The organism is Pseudobacteroides cellulosolvens ATCC 35603 = DSM 2933 (assembly GCF_001262605.1).
In the GTDB taxonomy this organism is placed as follows: domain Bacteria; phylum Bacillota; class Clostridia; order Acetivibrionales; family DSM-2933; genus Pseudobacteroides; species Pseudobacteroides cellulosolvens.
The window spans coordinates 2,300,583-2,324,313 of sequence record NZ_LGTC01000001.1; the positions used below are offsets into that span (position 1 = coordinate 2,300,583).

Genomic DNA, 23,731 nt, shown 5'->3' on the forward strand with positions numbered 1-23,731 from the left:
TCTCACTAAACTGACCGTTCAGTTTAATTATAATCGTTAAAGATACCTCATGTCAATTATTTTTTACTTTTGTTTCTTCTAATATAACCTTTCCCAGAAATCAAAAAACCTCATTACCTGATTGAAAGTTAACACAAGTAATGAGGTCTCTAATTTATAATCTCAATTGACAAACGTTCTTTAAGATAAACGTCCTTCAAAATCTTCATATCCGAATCTTTTGACTATCTTAATGCCATCTTTCTCGGTATAAAGTGCTATGGAAGGCAGGTTTACACCATTAAACGTATTGTTTTTCACCATAGTATAATGGGCCATATCACAGAACACCAGCCTATCACCCGGCTTTAAAGGCTCTTTGAAAGAATAATCCCCTATAATATCTCCTGCAAGGCAGGTTAACCCACCAAACCTGTAAGTGTGGGGATATTCCTCCGGTTTGCCTGCACCTATTATATTAGGCCTGTATGGCATTTCTATAACATCAGGCATATGACAAGCTGCCGAAGTATCCAAAATAGCAATATTCATACCGTTATTGACTATATCAAGAACCTTTGCTACAAGATATCCAGTATTTAATGCAATGGCTTCTCCAGGCTCAAGATATACATCTACACCATACTTGTCCTTAAAAAACATAATGGATTTTACAAGGGTTTCAATATCATAGTCCGGCCTTGTAATATGATGTCCTCCGCCTAGGTTAATCCATTTCATTTTTTTGATATACTCACCGAACTTTTCATCTACTACTTTTATAGTACGCTCTAATGTGTCGGAATTTTGCTCACACATTGTGTGAAAATGCAGTCCGTCAATACCGTCTAGCTCATCAGGCTTAAAGTTTGGCAAAGTAACTCCAAGTCTAGAATATTTATAACATGGATTATATATAGGTGTCTCAATTTCCGAATACTCAGGATTTACTCGAATACCGCACTCTATTTTTTTGCCTGCATTTTTAACTTTGTCCTTAAACCTTTTCCACTGATCAAAGGAATTAAAAACAATATGGTCGCAATACTTTACTATCTCGTCAAACTCCTCATCAATATAAGCTGGAGCATAGATATGGACTTCTTTTCCCATTCTTTCATAACCCAATCTTGCTTCAAATAAAGAGCTGGATGTAATTCCCTTAAGATATTTACCTACCGTAGGAAATACTGAAAACATGGAAAAACCCTTTAATGCAAGCAAAATATTGCAGCCTGTGCGTTCCTGCACTTTGTTCAAAGTTTCAAGATTTTTTATTAAAAGTCTTTCATCAACAATATAACAAGGTGTTGGAAGTGCCTTAACATCTATATCATTATTCATATATTAACCTCAATCCAGTAGTGTAGGTGAAAACTCTTCCTTCCAAGGAAGTCCACATTTGTTAAGCTCGTCCATAAAAGGATCGGGATCAAACTCTTCAACATTGAAAACGCCTGGCTTATTCCATATGCCCTGCAGCATTAATTTGGCACCAATCATTGCCGGAACACCAGTTGTATAAGATATCGCCTGGGAACCTACCTCACGATAACACTCCTGATGGTCGCAAACATTGTAGACATAGTATGTTCTAGGCTTACCGTCTTTTGTTCCTTGAATGATACATCCTATATTTGTCTTTCCTTTTGTCCTTGGTCCAAGGGATCCAGGATCCGGAAGTACCGCCTTTAAAAATTGCAGCGGAATAATCTCCTTGCCTTCATAATTTATTGGCTCAATTGATGTCATTCCCACGTTCTGAAGTACAGTCAAATGATTTATATAATTGTCGGAAAAAGTCATCCAAAATCTGATTCTTTTAACTCCCTTTATATTAACTGCAAGAGACTCCAGTTCTTCATGATACAGGAGATATATATTTTTAGGACCTATCTCGGGAAGATCATAAACATGCTTGTACTCTAAAGGTTCTGTTTCCTTCCATTCTCCGTTTTCATAGAACCTGCCCTTTGCTGTTATTTCACGGATGTTTATTTCAGGATTAAAGTTTGTTGCAAATGGATAGCCATGATCTCCTGCGTTTGCATCAACTATATCTATATAGTCTATCTGGTCAAAATAATGTTTCTGGGCATAAGCACAAAACACACCTGTTACACCGGGATCAAAACCGCTTCCCAACAAAGCCATTAAGCCAGCTTCCTTAAACTTTTCCCTGTATGCCCACTGCCATTTGTATTCAAACTTCGGCGTATCGGGTGGTTCATAGTTTGCAGTGTCAAGGTAATGAACGCCTGTTGCAAGGCACGCATCCATAATAGCTAAATCCTGGTAAGGCAAGGCCACATTTATAACAATATCAGGATTAAAGCTCCTAATAAGATCAATAACCTGATTTGAATCATCTGCATTTACTCTAGCCGTATGAATTTTTGTTTTGCTTCCTGCCAATTTATTTTTTATAGCATCGCATTTTTCCACTGTCCTGCTTGCCAGACAAATTTCTTCAAAAACCTCCGGGTGCTGACAGCATTTATGAACTACAACGTTGGAAACCCCTCCGGCACCGATAATTAAAGCTTTTCCCATTATAAGCCCTCCAACTTCAATTAAATTAATAAGAATGATTATACATAAAAACTATCAAGTAATCAAGAAAAATGACAAAAATTCGACTTTATTATATTAAATCGTAATCACAATAGTTTCTAAACAAAATTATACCCATTAATGTTAAAGAAATTACTTAATAATATTTTAGCCTTTCCTTATTTCCGCTAATCTTGTAACACATTATCAGAAATATCATATTAATAATATTAGCCTGTTAAATATAGGAGATGAAGTTACAAAATGAGGAGATACACTTCAAGTTCCTTACACATGAATTATCTTGACAAGTACAGATTAAAAAATGGAGCTGACAAACTTAGAATCCATTTTAATCACCTATGTTCTAAAAATTATAACTATGCATTAATGCAGCTTAACTCTTCAACCCTCAGGTATCCAAGCCTCTTCGCATTGAAGAATGAGATAAGAAGCTTAGGTATTTTTGATAAATTGAATGCACGAAACAAATCCGCACTTGATATTACTGATAAAATTTATAATAACAACATAAGCCTTATCTATGATAAAGAAAATTATAATACATTAAGCTGGATGTTTAATACAGGATATATGGCTGATGGTATGAGCCAACGTTATGATGAAGTACTTGATAAGACAGCAATACTTTTAATAAAAGTTCATAAGGATAACAGCTGCCTTAATGTTGTAGAAAAATTAATATACAACAGGCACAGAAAAGGTTCATTTATATATGACCTTGTTTGGGCATTTTTAGAGTCAAGAAATCCAAAATGCATTGACTTGATGCTTAAACGGCTGCTTTCCAATAATGAAAAAGATATTTTACTTTCTAAAAAACTTCTGGGATTTATACCATGTATTACGCCGGAAAACACCCGTAAAAAAAATACAATTTATTGTAAAGCCGCTAAATGGATTAAGGATAATTACAATTTTATATACTACAATGGTGATCATTTTCACCAAACCCCAAAACCATCCACATTTCGTTTGTCATTAGAAAACAAATATCTGCAAAACACAACGCATTTAAAATCTCATGAAAACAAGAGATATTACACTGATTTCGAAGCTTTAGCAATTGACAGCTTTAGAAAACTGGAGTCTGATAGTCAGAAGCTTCTTTCAGATTATTCACATTACCTGCATAAGCATAACAGGAATATGTGGAATAGCTGGATAGTAAAGAGCATACCCGAACAGTTAGAAATAACAAAATCCAGTAAGAATTTTAGAATATAATAAAGGTAAGTGATTTGAATGATAAAAATCAATTCCCAGATTATTGCCCCTGATGTTCTAATTCAAAAGTACCATTTAAACTCCATAGGACAAATAATTGTCAATACATTGTCAGCAAGCGATCATACATACAGGTACGCTTCGGAGAACCAACTAGTTTTCGAGCTGGATTTGAGAAACAGCATTATAAAAGCTGCTATAGCACTTTATAACAGCAATTTTTCCTTTATGGTATTCAGAAAATCAGAGTGTAACCCCGATTATTGGCATAGAACAAACGAGGGCGGTTTTCTATTAAAAAGAAATGTAACGCCGTCAGATGCTGTAAAAGACATATATATAAACAGCTCCCTCTACGGAACAGAGTGTTCCACCGCCATGGTAATTGTATATTACAAAGCCCTTGTGGATACCCTGCCCGTGAGCACATTCAACAGGGTTTTTCCTGAAATCTACCTGATGAACTGGCAACACCTTGATAAGGATATTGGAATAATGGATTATCCAAATGTTAATGACTATCTTCCTGGTGACGGACGATACTTTAAAAACCCGGATGTAAATCCGCTAACACCGGAATGGCAAGGTGAAAATGTTTTTGACCTTAGTAACGGGATGTATTACGGTCATGGTATAGGAATAGGAAATGCAAATAAATTTATTGCAGGGCTTAATGAAAACAGGGTCCCCGGCTCAACAACATCCGCATATTTAATGGATTCGGCAAAAAGGCCCAACTTTAAACACCTGGCAAATATAGCAGAACAATTGGGGTAAGATTGCTAGCCATAAAACCTTATATATTTTCCCTGCTTGCTATAAACTTTGCAACCCCATTGGAATTATTATCTTCAATAACACCTGTAGCCAGTTCCTTAAGCTCTCCTACTGCATTATCAACAGCATAAAACTGGTTACAGGCTTTTAGCATTGGTATGTCATTATAGTTGTCACCAAAACCTATCACTTCATTAAAGTTATATTTTTGCCTTAGATACTCAACTGCATTATGCTTTGACGCATTACTGCTGTATATCTCCAACAAATACGTCTTTTCGGAGTATACATCCTTATAGAGGGATAACTCAATATCAGGCAAGTCTTTTAGCAAATCATGAACTTTTAAAAGCGGCTCATATTCATCCAACAGTGTAAAATAGATGATTTTATTTCTTCCATTTATCTTATCCAGGAGACTTTCTACCTTTTCAAATGTTTTATTATATTTCTTAATCCGTTCATCAACAAATTCCTGCAAAACTTTAGAAGTCAACTTTTCGTAATAGGTATTCAGCCTGTTTTCCGATATTGTATACATAAATCCCTCTATTTTACATGCCCTAAGAATATTAACAATTTTTTTCGTGGTATTGTCACATAATGCCTCTACTTTTTCATATTCATTTGTTGAAGTGTCATATATAACCACTCCGTTCATCAATGCTATAGGAACGTTCAACTTTACCTCTTCCAAAATCTTTAGTGCAGTAGCCGCTGTTCTTGCAGATGCAATAGAAAAATACCCGCCCTTTGATATAAGTACATTTATAATGTCCTTTGAAAAACAGCTTATTTCCTTATCCCCGTTTAGAAGGGTTCCATCCATATCGGAAATGTATAGTTTCATTCTTCACCTCAAAAACAGTAATGTTGACCAATGGTAAGCTATATTTTAGTCATCACTAGTCATTCCTAAGTATTATATCAATAAGTATGATAAAAGTGTCAATAATCTTACATTTGGCGGAGAAAATAACTAACTGTTCAACATAATTAAAATCAATATTATATGAATAGTGTGTATGCATTATTTCTGGTAAAATATAAATATAAGAATAGATTAGTCTTTTACATTTTAATATAAATTATGATAATTTAGGAGGAATTTATGAAAAGAATCTTTTACTACCTTATGTCTGTCATATTTGTCTTTGGCAGCATACCCAGCATTCAATCTGCTGCAACTGCATCATTCAATTATGGTGAAGCTCTGCAGAAATCAATTCTGTTTTATGAAGCTCAACGATCCGGTTACCTTTCCAAATCAGATATCCCTACAAGGATTGTTTGGAGAAGTGACGCACAAACAACCGATGGACAAGATGTAGGACTAGACCTTACAGGAGGGTGGGTTGATGCCGGCGATAATATGAAGTACAATATCACCAACTCGGCAGCTGCCACACTCATGGCTTGGAGTGCCATAGAATACAGACAAGCATACGAAAAAAGCGGACAGTTAAAATGGCTTATGAACCAGCTAAAATGGATCAATGACTTCTTTATAAAATGCCATCCTGAACCAAATGTTTTTTATGGGCAAATTGGAATGACAAAATCCGACCATGATAACTGGATACCCATTGAGTCAAGCCAGTTTATAACTGACCGGAAAGCAATAAAGATGGACCCGCAAAACCCTGCTACCGATCTGGTATTGGAGGTAGCTGCAGCAATGGCAGCATCATCAATGGTTTTTCGGCCTACAGACCCTTCATATGCAGATACCTTGCTAAGCCATGCTGAACAGCTATTTGCTTTTGGCGATAAATACAGAGGTACATACTTTGATGCAGTAAAAAAGATTGATGCAGCAACGCCATACCAATCCTGGAGCGGCATAAATGATGAGCTGGTTTGGGGACCTGCATGGATATACAGGGCTAAAGAAGCAAAAGAACCTGGAAGCGGTTCATCATACATTGCCAAGGCTGAAGCCAATTACAGTGGTCTTGGTAATGAGAAGGACCAGAAGGTTCATAAATACAAGTGGACTCATAACTATGACGATGCCACCTTCGGCAGTTATGTCCTCATGTCCCAACTTAAGCCCGATAATGCCGACTACAGATCTGATGCAGAAAGATGGCTCAACTGGTGGACAATTGGCGGAACAGAGCACGGAGCAGATGGAACAAAAGTGAAGTATACTCCTGGAGGACATGCCCGTCTGGACGAATGGGGATCGCTCCGTTATGCAGCAAACACATCCATACTTGCCTTTATTTATTCCGATAAATTGACAGACATAGCAAAAAAAGCACGTTACCATGATTTTGCTGTTGGACAGATAAACTATATTTTAGGACAGAACCCTAGGGAATCAAGTTATTTGATAGGCTTTGGCGATAACTATCCAAAGCATCCTCATCACAGAAGTGCCCATGGTGCATGGGGCCGTAAAGATGATACTCCCTCCGAACATCGTCATATACTGTATGGTGCCCTGGTTGGAAGTCCAACAACATCTGACGGTTTCAACGATTCTATAACAGATTATGTGGCTAATGAAGTGGATGTGGATTATAACGCAGGGATAGTTGGTGCTTTTGCAAGAATGTACCAGGAATTTGGCGGTACACCCATACCTGATAGCAGTTTTCCCCTGCCTGACAAGGCACATACTGCAAAGGATGAATGGCCAATCTTTGTAAAAACCTACTGGCAAGGCCAAGGGGAATTCAGCTTTCATTTACAGTTGAAAACCGGTCCGGCTGGCCAACTCGTCCAAGCAACAAATTAATGGCCAGATATTTCTTTACACTTGATGCTGCCGATCCAAGTGATATAAGTATTTCGCTTGGTTCGGGAACAGCCGGTCCCAAGATTACTCCTAAAATATACGGTCCTACACTTTGGGATGCTTCCAAAAAGGTTTATTATGTTACAGTTGATCTGACAGGCGAATGGATTTTCCCTGGCTACATGTGGAGCTTTGGAGGCCCGGAGGTAATTCTTAACATAAATTCAAAATCAAATAATTGGGTTTCCAGCAATGACTGGTCTTACCAGGATTGGGACTCATCATACGTAAGTGGTGACCGCAAATATGCTCCTAATATGCCTATGTATGAAGACAATATAAAGCTCCAGGGTAACGAGCCATCCGACGGTCCTTCCAATACGCCTGTTCCAACAGCTACCCCAACCAATCCTTCCGGCGGTTACAAGATTTCAGGCTATATCTCACCTGATTTTGCAGTTACACAATCTGCCGTTAGCCTTGTTAAATCCAATTTTAGTGTTGATATTATGGGGCTTAGTGCCAAAACTGATTCAGCCGGATACTTTGAAATTAACAATGTACCTTCAAATACAGAAGGTGCTGTTTTAAAAATCAGCAAACCAGGATTCCTGGCGATGGAAAAGAACATCAAAATAACCTCAAATATGATACTGTCAAAAGAAACTTCACCAATATATATTTGGGCAGGTGACATATCAAAAAATGGAGTTCAGGACGGTGCCATAAACATGTCTGACATAATTGAACTGGCAAAGGGTTTTAACTCTATTAAGGGAGATTTGAAATATTCTTCGGAATATGACTTTAACCAGGATAACTCGGTTAACATGAATGACGTTATAATAATTGCAAAACACTTTAATGCAGTATCAGCAAGTTATTTTCTGATCATGACTTAACTTGGATAAAATGATTCAAAGTAATTATTTTACATTATCTATTTATACTTTTTAATCTTGATTAAATGGCTATTATCTGCTATAATATAAATAATTAAAATGAAACTGATTGACAACGCGGGTCAAGTTATTGAGCCGCGTTTTGTGTTTTTATCGAACTTATTAATACACTTAATAACACATTTACTTACATTTGATACACTTTTTAGAAGGAGGGATTTTTAATGCACAATTCATTACCTATGGAGTTGCAGCAATTATTTCAATCTTATGCCCAAACCCTATCATATGAGCTTGGCGATTTAGTACATGGAGTTTATATTTATGGCTCTGTAGCACTTGGCTACTTCAATAATGAAAAAAGCGATATTGACTTTATGACCTTTTTAAAAAGAGATTTATCGGAAGATGAATTTAAAAAAATAAAAGCTATCCATGAAGATTTGATTTCGTCAAATATATATGCAGATAGACTGGAAGGAGAGTATATCAATATTCAGGATATACAAAATCAAAATTATTCCAAGGAATGTCCCTATTTTGCTTTTGGGAAATATCATGGTGTAGTCGCAATAAAATCCTTCTCTCTCTTTCAGGTAAAAGAAAAAGGGTTAAAGATATATGGTGAAGATTTTAGTACAATAGTTAGTGATATCGATTGGAATGATATAAAAAAAGATCTTGGTAAAAGGCTCAACGAGTACTGGATTAAAAAAGGCAACAGTTCACTGCTTTTAATGATTGATGCATGGATATCATTAATCGTTCTCACCTTATGCCGCATATATTATGTGCTTGAAAAAAAGACAGTTGCTTCAAAAATGGAAAGTGCAGAATTTATTATGCGAAATATTGACGAAAAATACCATACACTAATAAAAGAAGCTCTCAGAATACAGTATGATATATCAAAAAAATCACTGTTCACTAAAAAGAACGAAAGAAAAAAGCTGACAAGACAATTTGTCGATTATATAATTAATACCTGCAATGAAAGATTTCAGCTTATCTAGATTATTTGTTGTCTATTTTTACATTTCTTATAGCCTGAGTAAAAATATCTTACTTATAAATGCAGGCATATCATAACTTTCCAACATTATTTTTGCTATTGATTGAAAATATTGGTATAGTCCTATAATATATTTCTATACAGATAAAACCCCTATTGATATCGGCATTTCTAATAATTTCAATCACAAAAGGAGTAGATGGTACTGAAGGCATCAAAAAAGTTATCATTATTTTTATCGTTTTGGCTATTATTACCTCCATTCTTCCAGTTGCTGTTTCGAAGGCAGCACATAAACCCATACCTTTAATCAGTAAAGGAGTTCCGGCTTTTGCCTCTGTAGGAACTGCTTCAGATGCGAATGACGAAAATTACGGTACAAGCTGGAAGGGCAATCCACCAGGCTGGCTGGCATATGATCTGTCAATAGTTCCTGAATCCCAACGCATAAAGGTTCAGGATGGGTGACACTTGCCACAGTAACAAACAATGTTTATCACTCCCGTCAGCATGTTGTCAACCTTACAGGATATAATTAGGTACGTATTAACGTAACTGCTTTTAATGGAAGCGGTGGAAGTTATATAAGTCTTAATATGGATGTTCATGATGTAAGTATCGGGATTGAAGATAACTGGATATTCTACGGAGATTCCATAACAGCCGGGGGTATGGCACCAAACGGGACAGGTACTGGGACCTTCGCCCAAATGATAAACAAAATAAAACCCGGCAATTTCCCAATCGCTGAGGGCGGTAGTGCAAGAGCCATTCTAAGCTCCCACGGTGCTGCTAATATCTCTACCTGGCTCAGTGTTTTTCCTGGGAAATATGTAGGACTTACATATGGAACCAACGACGCCTGGGGAAATCAGGCAGGTGCATCAACTTATTGCAAAAACATGGAGACAATGGTAAAAGCTATTATTGCTGCAGGTAAAGTTCCTGTAATCTCCAAGATACCTTATTCAAAAAATCAAGACATCTCAAAGTATGCACCTTCATACAATGACCAGATCGATGCAATTTATAAAGATTATCCGGCAATAGTAAAAGGACCTGATCTGTGGACTTATTTTCAGAGTAATCCTAACTTCCGCCACCCCAACTCCTAACGTTATAAAGGTATCAGGTTATATTGCACCAGAGTTTTCAGCCGATGCATCAAAATCCGGTTTTATAGTTGAAGTAACAGGTGATAATTATAGCAGAAAGGCTGAAACCTTCCGGTCCTGATGATATCATCCTTGGAACATCAGCATTCCCGGTAGATATGTAGGGAGGTGATGTAAGAATAGACGGCGTATCGGACGGTAAAATTAATATGGCTGATGTAATAGAAATTGCAAAAGGCTTCAACAGCATCTTGGGAGAAACAAATCACTCTACTAACTATGACCTCAACCAGGATAAATCCATTAATATGTCAGATATAATAATAATTGCAAGGCACTTCGGTGCAATTGCATCAAACCATCCAGGTTTATAGAACAAAATTATTTTATTAATTTGCAACCAGCTTAAAACAAAGCTAGCCAATTGCATACACCCTCGGTTAGCTTTATTTTTATAGCTGTCTATTATATTTTACTCAGCAGTCTGTTCCTCCAACATCAAATGGGCTGCTGATAACGTCTCTTGATTTTTTGCAGTTATCTCCTGAACTGTAGAAGAAATATTCTGTATATCCCCATTAACACTTGAAACACTGAATTCTAAGTCGCTGGTAATCTTTTTTATCTGCTCAATCATATCAAATATCACTTTCTCATCCTTATCAGTCGACTCAGCAGATCTTCTGGATTGCTCTGCAAGCTTTTTGACCTCCTCCGCAACCACCATAAACCCTTTTCCAGCTTCACCAACTCTAGCTGCTTCAATAGACGCATTTAATGCCAATAAATTGGTCTGATCCGATATGCTGACAATCTCATCTGTAACATTGCTAAACTTCCTAACGCTTTCTTCCATAACGTTCAATTGCTTCTTCAGATTGGTTGACATATCCAGAAGTACCGATATATCATTACTGATATTGGTTATACTTTTGGCATTTTCCATACTTCCTGCAGCAACTTCATTCAAAGACTTTGTTATTTGCTCTACTCTGCTTTTTAGAAGTAAAAATCTTTTATTCTTCTCTTCTCCTAGTGCCTTTATCTTTTCCATGTTATTGGTAACCTCTACTTTTTGAGCCTCGATGGCATCCCTTTCGGCTGACTTTTTCAGATTGTAATCAATACAATTTTCAATATGGTTATCATTATTAAAAACAGCTAAAGCCATATCATAACAAAAACCATACCCACATGCATTGCAGTTTCTCATCCTTGATTCCTGGTCATACTTTCTCATGCTGATAAATACTTCATCAAGTTCTTTCTCTGTAGGCATAATATATTCCTTGGCATATTGAGAAGAATAATTTCTTTCAAAATCTTCAATTTTAAGACTTTTATCAAAATGCTTTATAAGCTTTGATGGATTTTTGTGCAATTTGCCCCTTGATTTAACCCTCAGGCTATTGGTAACTTCATCCACATCAGTTATATCCTTGTTTTTGCATGTTCCTGAACCATAGTTACAGCCATGTGCACAACTTAATATATCTACCACAAGCGGCAATGCTTCCTTGTTTCTATAACGCTTTGCATACTCATCAAGATAACTGTATGCACTTTCGGTGCCCTCAATCTGTTTAACCCAGGCATCTTTATTATAGTGGTATATATTTTCTTTTAAGCCACCTGGAACACTATATATATCGCCAAGGGAATAGGCAGTTATTTGAAAATCCGCATCATCATATGAACTTAAGTTTATTTCTTCCTTTTCTATATAATCCATCAATTTTTTAAATGTCAGATTATATTCAACATATCCGGAAGTGTTATCATCCTCAAATTCAGTCTTTTTTGCTATACACGGAGAGAGGAAACAAAGTTTATCAGTTACCTTCAGATACTTCTTAATGTAAATGGCAGTGCACATTGCTGGACTGTGTACAGGTGCCAGATTTACCATAACATCCTTGTGGTATTTTTGTATGTAGTTCACTATTGATGGACATGGTTGTGATACAATTGTGCTAAGTTTTTTATCTTTAATTGCTTTTAAGTACGCCCATGTAGTTATATCAGCACCTAATGAAACATCATAGATTTCATTGACACCTAAAGCTTTCAAAAATCCTAATATCTTTTTATAATTTCTAAAATTTGTTTTCAAAGCTGGTGCTGCAATAATAGATATCTTTTGGCCTCTCTTTAGGTCACTCATGATTTCATCTATATCATCTTTAAAGCCTCTTGCATTATGGTCACAAACCTCAATACATTTGCCGCATGAGATACAGTTTTCCTTGTTAATCAAGGTCTTACTTACCCCATCCTTCAAATATGATGTATTGGCACTTTTAACCGGACATGCATGAATACACTTGTTACAGCCTGTACAATTTTCTTCAATAGCAAATACAACAGAATCCATTATCTGTTCGCCCCCTTCGTATTAAACCATCTGTATTACTTGACAATAAACACATATATTAATCGACTGACAGAATAAAAAATCTAAGGATGATAAAATAAAGATGAAAAAACTATATATTGTTTATATTTTAGTATATTCTTATTAGTAAATTTATCGGAATTAATTATAGAATAATTTACATAGAAATGAAAATTTCAGCTGATTTAACTTTATTAAGGCATGACTGAATATTACTTCCCTTTTTGAGCGTGTTTACTTGTTAAGTGAACATGAAGGCGAAATTACACGGTAAATTATATTTTCAATATGCCTAAATGCTAATTTTATGGTGTAAAAAAAGATTGGTAACCTTATCTTTAAGATTATAATCATATAGAATTGCAGTTTTGTCCGGTGGTAATTCATCTTCTGTTATATCAAACGAAAACAGTTCCACATGGATGTGTTTAAATATATTTTTAGGCAACATACCTTCTAAGTGCGGTAAATACTTTTTGATATTTTCGTCATTTCTTAAAAACGCAAATATACGGTCATTATTTATTTCACTATAGCAGCGACTTATTTCCTTAGGTAAATTGTTTGTACTCTCGGTAGATAAAAAATCAAATTTCATAAGCTCATTTGCCTTATGTATATCAACAGTTGCTTTTTCTCTTAAATAATTTATAAGTATAGTATAAAGCTCCCTGCTGGAAATTGACCTGTCATATAATCCATGTGCCTTCCAATACGAAGAAAGGTCAGCAAAAAATTCAAAAGGAGTTTTTCCTGATTCTTTCATTAAATACTCCAGAGTCCTTTGGAATTTCCCGGAATTATAATACCTTTCTACAAGCTCTTCGATTTCCTTCAAGCTTATTATTTCATCATAGCTTAAAAACATGCTGCTTAAAATCTCGTAGGGTGCCTTTTCTTATACACATATTGAAAGACTCTTGCCTCATTTCTTATTTTAGAGCCCTTCAAAAGTTTGAGAAACCCCAGTTGCAGCTGATGTGAATTAAGGTGATATACGCTGTTAAAGGAATTTTTAAAAGAATCATAATTTTCCATTGGAAGGCCTGCAATAAGATCCACATGTATATGAATATTACCTAAATCAATAAGCCTTTTAACCTGATAGAAAAGCTTATTCAGATCGGTTTTCCTGGAAATAGACTCAAGACTTTGAAGATTAACCGTCTGGATGCCGATCTCAAATTGAATTAAACCTTTCGGTGCTTTTTTTAGAAGATTTAGCATCTTTTCATCAAACAAATCACCGGCAACTTCAAAATGGAAATTGGTATCACCAGCATTTTGTATCACAAATTCAAGTATTTCATAAGCCCTTTTATTATTGCAATTAAAAGTCCTGTCAACAAACTTTATCTGTTTTACCTTTCTGTCAACAAACTTAAGTATGTCATCTTTGACCCTGTCCATATTAAAATAACGAACGCCCTCAAAGGTTGATGAAATGCAATATGAACATGAAAAAGGACATCCCCTTGAAGACTCATAATACAAAATCCTGTTTGGTCCCAAATTGTTTATCATCTCATCGGAATACGGGGATGGAATACTGTCCAGGTCAGATACCATATTGTAGCTGTTATCAAAAAAGACCTTCCCACCTTTTCGGAATGCTAGTCCTTTGATATCTGTAAATTCTTCGTTCTTTTTTGCCAGGGAAATATGCTTAAGAAGCAGCGGAAATACTTCTTCCCCCTCACCGGCAATTATGTAATCTGCACCATCAATCTCATTCAAAACTTCAGCCGAATTATATGATACTTCCGGGCCGCCGAGGAGTATTTTTATTTGGGGCATAAGTGCCTTTAAGTCAGCAATAATATCTTTGATGTATTCATAATTCCATATATAGCATGAAAATGCCACAACCTGGGGATTTTCGCTATAGATAGATGCCAGAACCTGATCTTTTTGATCGTTTATTGTATATTCAAGTACCTTTACATCCCCTACATCCTCACCGCATACTGATTTTAAATAATATACCGCAAGGGAAGAGTGAATAAATTTTGAATTAACCGCTACAATCAAAGTCTTCATATCAATACCTCAAAAAATATTTCGTCAGGTAATTATAGCAGTATTGGTATGTATTTTCAAGGCATAACTTTTATTATTAGATCCAGTAATGCCGTAATAATAGGAACAGCAAGAAATATTATAGCTACCTTTCCTGCCAGTTCTATTTTTGAAGCAATGGCACTTTCACCTGCATCCTTGCAAATTTCAGCACCAAATTCAACTATATAGGCAATACCGATAATTTTAAGGAGTGTAGATAAATAAGCCGTATCAACCCCTGCTTTACCGGCAATATTATTTAGTATTTCAACTATACTTGAAAGCTTTCCTGCTACAACGATAAAAATGGCTACTCCTGTTATTATGCTTATAAGCATTGCAATCTCAGGCCTTAGAGACTTTAACAATACAATAAACACTGTAGCAATTATTCCTAACCCAACAATCTGTATTATATCCATCTAAGTCATCAACCTTTTAACATATGTATTTATAGATAACGAACTGATATATAACTTTACAACTCCTTATCTATATAAATATCTATTGGTTCTAAAAATTAAAAATCGTCTTGACTGTATCAAAGAGCCCTGCTATTTCCTTTACAATCATCAACAATACTACTATAAGCCCTGCTAACGTCGTCATCATAGCCTGCTCTTCCCTTCCTGATTTATTTAATACCGCATTTAAAACCGAGACTAAAATACCAATTGCAGCTATTCTGAAAATTAAATCAATCCCCATACAAACTCCTTCCTATATATGTATATATTCTGTATAATCGCTCAAAATTGGAATTAATATTTAGCATTCTATAATGCTTAAATTAAAACTATGACTACTGCAAGACCGCCAAGAACTCCTAAATTTCTATACATGGTTCTGTTTTTTTCTTTTACTTCTTCAGCCTTTTCTTCCTGCATCTTTAGCTGAGTAAGCGTAAGCCTTATATTGTTTATTTGCCCTTCCAAATCAGATGCACCTAATATTTTGCCAAATGATAACAGTATAGCCTCATCTTCCTTTTTCAAGGCTGTTTTTTTAATATTCTCCTTAACTGCTTTTTCCCAAGCATCAAACGCATTGATGCCATTTTTATCTTTTAAAAGCTCTGCTGTTCCTGAAAAGAACAGTCTGGTACTGCTTTCATAATAGTTTGACAATTTTGTAAAAGCCTCTGTTACTGTGCTGGAAAGAAAACTTATTTCATTTTCAAACATTTGAAGTAATCTTTGCAGCTCCCTTAACTCACTTGGTCTTCTTGTGCATTCCTTTGAAAAGTAAAAGCCTAAAAAACTGGATGAAATCAATATCAGTATGCTTCCAATAATTTTAAAAAGCACTCTGCTGCACTCCCTTCATTGTAGTACCATCAATAACCTCTTTTAAGGTACCAGGCCCCTCAGAATTATCAAGAACTATATATCTTTCGAAGGCTCTTTGCTCTATTAACCCTAGAACCTCTTTCCTCGTCTTTAATTCAGATATGTTATACCCATGGGCGGAAGCAATAATTCTTGTGCCGGCATTTATAACCTGCATTACAGCCTCCATATCTCCACTATTGCCAATCTCATCAGTTATAATAACTTTCGGAGACATTGACCTTAGCATCATGGTCATTCCAACAGCCTTAGGACACCCATCCAGTACATCTGTCCTAACCCCCACATCATTCTGCGGGATGCCTTTATGACAGGAACCAATTTCAGACCGTTCATCTACAATCCCAACCTTAATGCCATGAACCCCCATGCTCTTTATACCATTACTTAAGTTTCTTGCTATATCACGAAGCATTGTGGTTTTTCCGCATTGTGGAGGAGATACAAGGAGAGTGCTGTATATATCATTTTTATTTTTTATAATATATTTCATCAGCTTTTGAGAGCACCCTCTTACCTCCTTCGATACTCTGATATTAAGTGCGGATATATCCTTGATATTCTTTACTGTTCCCCCTTCAATAACTGCCCTGCCGCATATACCTACCCTATGTCCCCCTTTTAAGGTTATATATCCATTTCTAATGTCCTCTAAAAAAGCATAAATTGAATTCTGACTTATTAACTCAAGTGCTTTTATAATTTCATGCTGGAAAACCACTCTCTCATTTGTGCTATACTTCTCAAGTCCACCGCTTTGATTAACAAACCAATCACCGCTACAGCTTTCCAGCATTAATGGTTTACCTGCCCTAAGCCTTATCTCTTCTATTGTACTTAATTCTTTAGGACTAATACTTAAAATGAGATTCCTAAGCTCCAAAGGTAAATAATTAAATATTTCTTCCTTAAGCACATTATAAAATGATTTTTTCTTATTAATTTCTTCATCTTCAGTAACCAAGATAGAATTCCTCCTTTGTGCAGCTTTTTAAGTAATTAGTCATGATCAAAAAATAACTTCCGCTATAAATTTCGCTCATGTATTGACTTAACTCGTCAACACCCGCTCAAAAGCGGAAGTAATTTTTCATTCATGCCTTACTTATAAATATTAATATTTGTCCAATGATATGACAAAAAAATATTTTCTATATAAAAAAAGATAATGGCACATTAAAATGCATCATTATCTTTTTTTATATCAGAGACTATTCAATTTTTATAAAATTAGATTTTAGTTCTTCTCTTCATCGCTGCAGTCTTCGCAGTCACATTCACAGTCCCAATTAATCTCAATCTTTTTATTGCAATTGGGGCATTCAATTTCATCACTGTCTTCATCCAATTCACATGGATCCAATTCAAATACCTCATTACAATATGGGCATTCTACTTCATGAACATGTCCATCGCATGAATCTTCATCATCAAATAATTCCTTTGACAAATATGACAAATCCTCATCCATCTCATCAACCTGCTCAGAGATATCATCAAAGGATTCTTCCAACTCTTCAACGGAAACTGCCATATCATCCATAACTTCCAACATAGCCTTTAACAACTTACCTTCACTAGATGATTCACTTATGTTGAGACCTTCTGCAAGGCCTTTCAAATAAGCAACCCTTTCTTTTAAATAGCTCATATAAAGCACCTCAAATTTTTATTTTATTATTCCACTTAAGCTCTTTCCATATACTCACCGGTTCTTGTATCAATCCTGATTCTATCACCTTGATTAACAAAAAGCGGAACCTTTATAACTGCACCTGTCTCAACTGTTGCAGGCTTTGTAGCACCTGTAGCAGTATCTCCCTTGAATCCCGGCTCAGTTTCGATGATTTCCAACTCAACGAATGTTGGAGGTTCAATACCGAAAACATTTCCTTTATGGGAAAGTATTTTAACTATCTCATTTTCTTTAACAAATTTGAGAAAATCACCAATTGAACTTTTATTTAATGGCATTTGCTCGAAAGTTTCCATATCCATAAAATAGTATAGATCACCATCATTATATAGATACTGCATGTCCTTTCTTTCTATATGAGCCTTTGGCATTTTATCAGTTGGATTAAAAGTTCTTTCAACAGTCGCACCGGTTATTATGTTTTTTAATCTTGTCCTTACAAACGCTGCTCCTTTTCCAGGTTTTACATGCTGGAATTCAACTACCTGAAATAAATTCCCATCCAGCTCAAAGGTCGCACCGTTTCTAAAATCTCCTGCTGTTATCATTTATTATTCCCTCCACATTTTATATAAGTCTTGTCTTCAAATCCATTTGTAGGATTACAATACTTAATTCGCAAGTATTATTTTGTTATTCCTTATAAACTATATGAACATACTTATCAAACACAAAAATTATGAATTATTTACCAATAATATTCACTAGAAAAATAAAGAATTTCACATAGTTAATATTAAAATAAATTCATACTTATTTCAAGAAAAATTTTCTTATTTACAAAATTATTATTTCCTTTGTTGATGAAGTTAAAACCTCAGGTTTTTGGTCATTTATAACTATAATGTCCTCAATGCGCACTCCGCCTAAACCTTCAACATATATTCCAGGCTCCACTGTGACAACCATGCCGTTTTCCATAATTACCTCTCCTCTTATGGAAAGCCTTGGCTCCTCATGAATTTCGATACCTACACCATGACCCAATGAATGGCCGAAATTGGGGCCATAACCCCTTTCTGCTATTATACTTCTGGCAATATTGTCAATATCCTTACCTTTTAGTCCTCTATACGCTGATGTTGATGCTTCATATTGAGCTTTTTTTACTATTTCGTATATCTTTAAAAGCTCTTTATCCGGCTCTCCCACAAAAACAGTCCTGGTCATATCAGAGCAGTAGTTATTATAAATACAACCATAATCAAGAGTAACAATATCCCCCATCTCAATTACTTTTTCCGATGCTACGCCATGGGGCATTGCCGCTCTTTTTCCCGATGCCACTATAGTATCAAAGGATGGACCTGATGCACCAAGCTTTTTCATATGGTATTCAATCTCAGCGGCAATTTCTATTTCCTTTATTCCCGGCTTAATAACCTTGATTATATGAGCAAATGCTTCATCGCCTATTTTCACAGCTTTTCTTATTACTTCCAGCTCAACCTCATCTTTTACAAACCTAAGCTCATCAATAACCCTTCCAAACGGTAAAAGTTCACTTACCAAAAGACTGCTTTTATACTCGCTAAAAATTTTGTAAGTAAGATAATTTTCCTCAAAACCCAACTTTTTTATACCAATTTTCTTAATTATTTCATTTAAAGCATCTATGCTATTTCCATTACATTCAATAACCTCATACTTGGAGGCTTGATTTCTTGACTGCTCCACATATCTGAAATCCGTTACGAGGTAAGCATCTTCCTGCGATATCAAAAGGTAGGCAGAGGATCCGGTAAAGCCGGATAAGTAAAAATAGTTTTCCCTTTTGTTAATGAGAACTGCATCAATATCCTTTAATTTAAGCTTTTCTCTAAGCCTCTTTAATCTATTTTCAATAATACTTGATGAATTATCCATCCAGAACTCGACCCTTTCCAATAAAAATCAGTATTAATCTTATATTTGCGATAGACAAATGTAAAGATTAATTGATTTTTATATAATAAAAATCAGTATTAATCTTGCATCTTTGCCGCATGCATTGCAAGTATGTAGCTTTTACTTCCAAAACCGCATATCTGGCCTACGCATACCGGTGCAATTACCGATTTGCTTCTGAATTCTTCGCGACCATGTATATTTGAAAGATGTATTTCAATTGTAGGTATTTCAACTGCTTTAACAGCATCCCTTATTGCATAACTGTAATGTGTGTATGCTCCGGGGTTTATGATTATTGTATCATATTTCCCCCTTGCATCATGTATCTTGTCTATGATCTCTCCCTCGTGGTTTGACTGAATAAAGTCAAAATCCATACCTAATATTTTTGCTTCATCACTTACCTTCTGTGCTATATCTTGAAGTGTCTCCGCCCCATATACCGACTTTTCCCTAATTCCCAGCATGTTTAAATTAGGACCGTTCACAATCAGTACTTTCTTCATGTATTAAACCTCCCTTGCCTCTGCCATATATATTTCTTGAAGCTTTATGGCATCTTCAGCCATCTTTTCTCTTGATTCACATATAATAACTGGTTCCATATCTCTTTCATACATCAACTGAGCAAGTGGATGAAACTCCGGTCCATATTGAACATCATCCAAAGACCAGTGCCTTTTCTCCCCTCCCTTAGTATATTCTATCCTGCTAAAATGTATATGTATTTTTCTCATTCTTTCATTGCCAATTTCATTCTCAATTCTATCTAATACATTTTGAAAATCTAATTTGGTATTTAAAGCACCTAAACCCCTGGCATGAATATGTCCAAAATCAACAGTTGGTATAAGCCTTTCATCGATACTACACATTTTTAATATTTCATCCAGATCTCCCAGCTGGTTGACTTTTCCAAGAACTTCAGGACAAATGGTTATATGACCCAATCCTAAAGCATCAGCCTCACATATTGCCCTCTTGAGATTTTCTATTGCCGTATCAAGTGCCAACTGCCTATCAATTTTGCTGCAAGACCCTGTATGAACTACTATTCTTGAAGCATTCATCCATCTTGCAGCTTCCAGTGTTTCAATTATATACCTGATTGAGTTATCCTGCTTATCTTCCTCCTGGCTTGCCAAATTTATATAATAAGGTGCATGAATACTTAAAAAAATATCATGCTTCAATGCTTCTTCACCAAGCTTAACTGCCATTTCATTTCCAATCTTGACACCTTTGCTGCATTGGTACTCATAGGCACTTAATCCCTTTTGCCTGAGCCATCCCGGCATTTGCAACGATGACTTATAGCCTGCATCATAAAAGCTTTGGGAATTGCCTGACGGTCCAAATCTGATCATCATTAATCTCCTTATATTAAAATACCTCATAGAATTATAAAGTTATTATATACTTGAAAAGGGAAAAAATAAAGGGAAGATTTGCCAGAATGTAATTATCTCCATAATAAAAACAAGTGATATTACTGCAAATACAGTAAATCACTTGTTTTAGTAGAATGCCTTAGTAATATTTCAATCATGGCTTAACCATGTTGAAAATATAACTTCCCGTATAATTTCGCTTTCGTGTTAACTTAATTCGTGAACACACGCTCAAAACGGGAAGTAATATTTCAATCATGGCTTAACCTCTTTCCATTCTGAAACAGATATATTTCGCTTATCCACCCTCTGGCTGCGTATTGTTTCATTTGGAATCTCATACTCAAGAAGGTTAAAAAATCCTTTGAGGTTTATGTCATTCCTAAAAAGATCATCAATAAGAGGCTTATTCTCATTTATTTCCGAGTTGCCTAGAAAAATTATATTCCCGGTTGCCAATATTACCCCATCGAATTTGAAGTCGCTTTTTATGTAAATGTTTCCTTCCACATATATTATTCCCTCTGGAATGGTTTCTTTTCCTCCAATGATACAGTTTGAGCCGTTTGGAGTTATCTCAGTATCACCTATGCCATAATAGAACATCCCTATATCATTATCATATGTATCTTTTATGATGTACGGCTCATTAACAACTATTTTATTAGGACCTGTATACTTGCTGACATCACCCTTATAGGTATCAAGAGTTTTGGTTGGCCTGGCGTAATCCAGTTTTGGAGCAGTCCCAGACAATTCTCCTGTCAAAAAATCCTTTATTGCATCATGATATTTTTCTATACAACCAACCTGAATGTTATGAAACATGGTAGAATCGTAATTTCCAGAAAAATCATCAACTCCATAAACATGTCCGTTTGCCACAATAGCACCATTTGAATACCCTATTATCCTATTTCCATCTATTCCGCTTTCCATTATGCTAATATTTTCAGTATCTAAATAGCTGGAGCGGATATCATCAGGATTATTCCACAGGTTATCCCATAAACGCTTAAAATGCATACCCCTGGTTGTAATGGATGGAAATGGAGTTAATACCCCGTTTTTATTTCTTCCTGCCATAAGCTGTACAGGCGTTCCTCCAACATTATATAAGGAAAAATATGGCGTCTCGGTAGTGTATGTTTTGCTCTCATACCAATATAATGGATTGGGTTCACCGGTTTCTTCATCATTTTCCATAAAGGCATTCATAAATCTCCTTCCTGATTTTAATGCTGAAATCCCAGTCATGAAAGGGTCACCGTCTGCATTTTTTATAAAAGTGCTCCCTCCCAAGAACAATTTATTTTTAATATTTAAAATTGAATCTCCGTTAACGGTTATACTGCTTGATCGCTTATATTTTGAATTATCTTCTAATGATGCCCCTTCCTTACCATTTATCATATACGCTGCATCAACAAAACCGTAATACTCGCCTGAAACATTGACCTCCGATTCATTTGAATCAATTTGGAGATTATCTGTAACATATACATTTCCATTTAAATTTATTTTAGAATAGTTTGATTTCTCATCCAATCTTATTGACCTTGCATAAGTCTCACCATTAATTGTTATATCAGATGATTGTGTAACGCCATCACCATATATGGAATGAATATACCCCATAGTTGCAGCATTACCGTTTATTTGTATTTTACCTTTTGAAACAGATCCGGTCTTTGCCAGATCGAAACCAAACTCATTACTATACTGAGTTACATCAGTACTCATACCGGCAATTATTCCTCCATACCGATTAATGTCCGCAGTCTGATCCTCTTCTCCCCCTGAATCAACCGGTACGGTGCCAAAACATAGAACATCTCCTTTTACCATGATCTCTCCTGAAACAGCAAATATATTTTTTTCAGCTACAAGTTCCTTATCAAATATCCCTGGTATTTCTCTGACCTTATTTACGGATACCTTTCCAATTCCCTGATAAGGTATGGAGGTTGAATCCGGAAGCAATTCAAATGTAACCTCAAGCCTCTTTTTGTAGTCATTAAATACACCTTTGGTAATAACTTTTAAATTATAGGAAATGTTGTTATACTCCGCCGATTCTAAATACATGGTACCCTGATCAAGGCCTAAATCCTTGTAAACATTGCCTAATGAATCAGTAACTCCGCTACCTAAAAGAGTTTTCTTGTATTCACTGTCAATGCTTCCAAACTCGGTATTAAGACCATCATAAAAAGCCTCTAAATATTTAACTCTGAATTCATTCTCAGTAACAGACTTTATAATATTACCATCAATAGACCTGAACCTTTCAGGCTCTTTTTCCATCAATTCCTGTAAGTGCGACGATGCCACTGCTCTTGCCTGCTCCTGCAATAATGCAACTTTTTCATTCAATACACTTGCCACCTGCTCAACAGCAGATTCTGCAGTATAAAATGCCTTGTTTAAATCGCTGTGAAACACGCTCATCTGAAGTCCGCTGGTTGTCAACATCACTAAAGATACCCCAAGCAGTGACATTACCACGAGCATAAGCAATACAAGCACCAATGCGGAACCCTTATTTTTACTTTCTTTTATAAAAAAGCGTAATTTAAAATCCATACAATACCTCATTAAAATACATAGGCCTGAT

General features: G+C 35.6%; 23 protein-coding genes and 1 pseudogene. 8 read left to right on the top strand and 16 right to left on the bottom strand.

Features of this window, described 5'->3' with window-relative positions; translation table 11 throughout:
• Positions 1 to 180 precede the first annotated feature (180 nt).
• Both nspC and Bccel_RS09300 read right to left on the bottom strand, forming a co-directional pair.
• Positions 181 to 1,323, bottom strand: coding sequence for a carboxynorspermidine decarboxylase (nspC, locus tag Bccel_RS09295; protein ID WP_036938180.1), 1,143 nt, complete (start codon positions 1,321 to 1,323; stop codon positions 181 to 183).
• Positions 1,324 to 1,332: 9 nt separating this feature from the next.
• Positions 1,333 to 2,532 (bottom strand): saccharopine dehydrogenase family protein, encoded by a 1,200-nt coding sequence (locus tag Bccel_RS09300; RefSeq protein ID WP_036938183.1) that lies wholly within the window; start codon positions 2,530 to 2,532, stop codon positions 1,333 to 1,335.
• A gap of 264 nt (positions 2,533 to 2,796) precedes the next feature.
• On the opposite strand from Bccel_RS09300, the gene Bccel_RS09305 reads away from it, so the two are divergent.
• Positions 2,797 to 3,780: a hypothetical protein gene (locus Bccel_RS09305; protein ID WP_036938186.1), complete on the top strand. Its 984-nt coding sequence runs from the start codon at positions 2,797 to 2,799 to the stop codon at positions 3,778 to 3,780.
• An 18-nt stretch (positions 3,781 to 3,798) separates the two neighbouring features.
• Positions 3,799 to 4,557, top strand: coding sequence for a protein-glutamine gamma-glutamyltransferase (locus tag Bccel_RS09310; RefSeq protein ID WP_036938189.1), 759 nt, complete (start codon positions 3,799 to 3,801; stop codon positions 4,555 to 4,557).
• A gap of 19 nt (positions 4,558 to 4,576) precedes the next feature.
• On the opposite strand, the gene Bccel_RS09315 is transcribed toward Bccel_RS09310, so the two are convergent.
• Positions 4,577 to 5,407 (bottom strand): Cof-type HAD-IIB family hydrolase, encoded by an 831-nt coding sequence (locus tag Bccel_RS09315; protein ID WP_036938191.1) that lies wholly within the window; start codon positions 5,405 to 5,407, stop codon positions 4,577 to 4,579.
• 261 nt (positions 5,408 to 5,668) lie between these two features.
• Between Bccel_RS09315 and Bccel_RS31390 the strand changes: the two genes are divergently transcribed.
• From Bccel_RS31390 to Bccel_RS30205, 6 genes are all read left to right on the top strand, one after another.
• A complete protein-coding gene (locus Bccel_RS31390) occupies positions 5,669 to 7,303 on the top strand; it encodes a glycoside hydrolase family 9 protein (RefSeq protein ID WP_050753318.1) in 1,635 nt (544 codons plus the stop codon).
• Positions 7,198 to 8,205 carry a cellulose binding domain-containing protein gene (locus tag Bccel_RS31395; protein ID WP_242857001.1) on the top strand — a complete coding sequence of 336 codons (1,008 nt, stop codon included), beginning with the start codon at positions 7,198 to 7,200 and terminating at the stop codon, positions 8,203 to 8,205. Before Bccel_RS31390 ends, Bccel_RS31395 begins: the two co-directional genes overlap by 106 nt.
• Before the next feature lie 224 nt (positions 8,206 to 8,429).
• Positions 8,430 to 9,218: a nucleotidyltransferase domain-containing protein gene (locus Bccel_RS09330; RefSeq protein ID WP_036938193.1), complete on the top strand. Its 789-nt coding sequence runs from the start codon at positions 8,430 to 8,432 to the stop codon at positions 9,216 to 9,218.
• Positions 9,219 to 9,373: 155 nt separating this feature from the next.
• A complete protein-coding gene (locus tag Bccel_RS09335) occupies positions 9,374 to 9,685 on the top strand; it encodes a hypothetical protein (RefSeq protein ID WP_050753320.1) in 312 nt (103 codons plus the stop codon).
• A gap of 128 nt (positions 9,686 to 9,813) precedes the next feature.
• On the top strand, positions 9,814 to 10,332 hold the full coding sequence (locus Bccel_RS09340; protein ID WP_050753321.1) for an SGNH/GDSL hydrolase family protein: 519 nt from the start codon (positions 9,814 to 9,816) through the stop codon (positions 10,330 to 10,332).
• A gap of 179 nt (positions 10,333 to 10,511) precedes the next feature.
• On the top strand, positions 10,512 to 10,706 hold the full coding sequence (locus Bccel_RS30205) for a dockerin type I domain-containing protein (RefSeq protein WP_338053628.1): 195 nt from the start codon (positions 10,512 to 10,514) through the stop codon (positions 10,704 to 10,706).
• 128 nt (positions 10,707 to 10,834) lie between these two features.
• Here the strand turns inward: Bccel_RS30205 and Bccel_RS09345 are convergent.
• The 13 genes and pseudogenes from Bccel_RS09345 to Bccel_RS09400 all read right to left on the bottom strand — a co-directional run.
• Positions 10,835 to 12,706, bottom strand: a pseudogene (locus tag Bccel_RS09345) ([Fe-Fe] hydrogenase large subunit C-terminal domain-containing protein); the annotation flags it as partial.
• Positions 12,707 to 13,019: 313 nt separating this feature from the next.
• A complete protein-coding gene (locus Bccel_RS31400; protein WP_242857002.1) occupies positions 13,020 to 13,595 on the bottom strand; it encodes a DUF4080 domain-containing protein in 576 nt (191 codons plus the stop codon).
• Positions 13,596 to 13,600: 5 nt separating this feature from the next.
• On the bottom strand, positions 13,601 to 14,767 hold the full coding sequence (locus Bccel_RS09350; protein WP_242857003.1) for a B12-binding domain-containing radical SAM protein: 1,167 nt from the start codon (positions 14,765 to 14,767) through the stop codon (positions 13,601 to 13,603).
• Between the two features lie 56 nt (positions 14,768 to 14,823).
• The gene (gene spoIIIAD / locus Bccel_RS09355) at positions 14,824 to 15,210 is read right to left on the bottom strand and encodes a stage III sporulation protein AD (protein WP_036938200.1); all 387 of its coding nucleotides are present in this window, start codon (positions 15,208 to 15,210) and stop codon (positions 14,824 to 14,826) included.
• Between the two features lie 91 nt (positions 15,211 to 15,301).
• A complete protein-coding gene (gene spoIIIAC, locus Bccel_RS09360; protein WP_036938202.1) occupies positions 15,302 to 15,496 on the bottom strand; it encodes a stage III sporulation protein AC in 195 nt (64 codons plus the stop codon).
• A 77-nt stretch (positions 15,497 to 15,573) separates the two neighbouring features.
• Positions 15,574 to 16,095, bottom strand: coding sequence for a stage III sporulation protein SpoIIIAB (gene spoIIIAB, locus Bccel_RS09365; protein WP_036938207.1), 522 nt, complete (start codon positions 16,093 to 16,095; stop codon positions 15,574 to 15,576).
• A complete protein-coding gene (gene spoIIIAA, locus Bccel_RS09370) occupies positions 16,085 to 17,101 on the bottom strand; it encodes a stage III sporulation protein AA (protein ID WP_036938210.1) in 1,017 nt (338 codons plus the stop codon). The genes spoIIIAB and spoIIIAA overlap by 11 nt, the downstream gene beginning before the upstream one ends.
• 273 nt (positions 17,102 to 17,374) lie before the next feature.
• Complete coding sequence (locus Bccel_RS09375; RefSeq protein WP_036938213.1) at positions 17,375 to 17,788, bottom strand: CD1247 N-terminal domain-containing protein; 414 nt, start codon at positions 17,786 to 17,788, stop codon at positions 17,375 to 17,377.
• 35 nt (positions 17,789 to 17,823) lie between these two features.
• Positions 17,824 to 18,381, bottom strand: coding sequence for an elongation factor P (gene efp, locus Bccel_RS09380; RefSeq protein WP_036938215.1), 558 nt, complete (start codon positions 18,379 to 18,381; stop codon positions 17,824 to 17,826).
• 229 nt (positions 18,382 to 18,610) lie between these two features.
• On the bottom strand, positions 18,611 to 19,699 hold the full coding sequence (locus Bccel_RS09385) for a M24 family metallopeptidase (protein WP_036938218.1): 1,089 nt from the start codon (positions 19,697 to 19,699) through the stop codon (positions 18,611 to 18,613).
• Between the two features lie 98 nt (positions 19,700 to 19,797).
• Positions 19,798 to 20,229 (bottom strand): type II 3-dehydroquinate dehydratase, encoded by a 432-nt coding sequence (gene aroQ / locus Bccel_RS09390; RefSeq protein WP_036938221.1) that lies wholly within the window; start codon positions 20,227 to 20,229, stop codon positions 19,798 to 19,800.
• Positions 20,230 to 20,232: 3 nt separating this feature from the next.
• Positions 20,233 to 21,093 carry a TIM barrel protein gene (locus Bccel_RS09395; RefSeq protein ID WP_476748355.1) on the bottom strand — a complete coding sequence of 287 codons (861 nt, stop codon included), beginning with the start codon at positions 21,091 to 21,093 and terminating at the stop codon, positions 20,233 to 20,235.
• Between the two features lie 276 nt (positions 21,094 to 21,369).
• Positions 21,370 to 23,700 (bottom strand): PilX N-terminal domain-containing pilus assembly protein, encoded by a 2,331-nt coding sequence (locus Bccel_RS09400; RefSeq protein WP_036938227.1) that lies wholly within the window; start codon positions 23,698 to 23,700, stop codon positions 21,370 to 21,372.
• Positions 23,701 to 23,731: the final 31 nt, after the last annotated feature.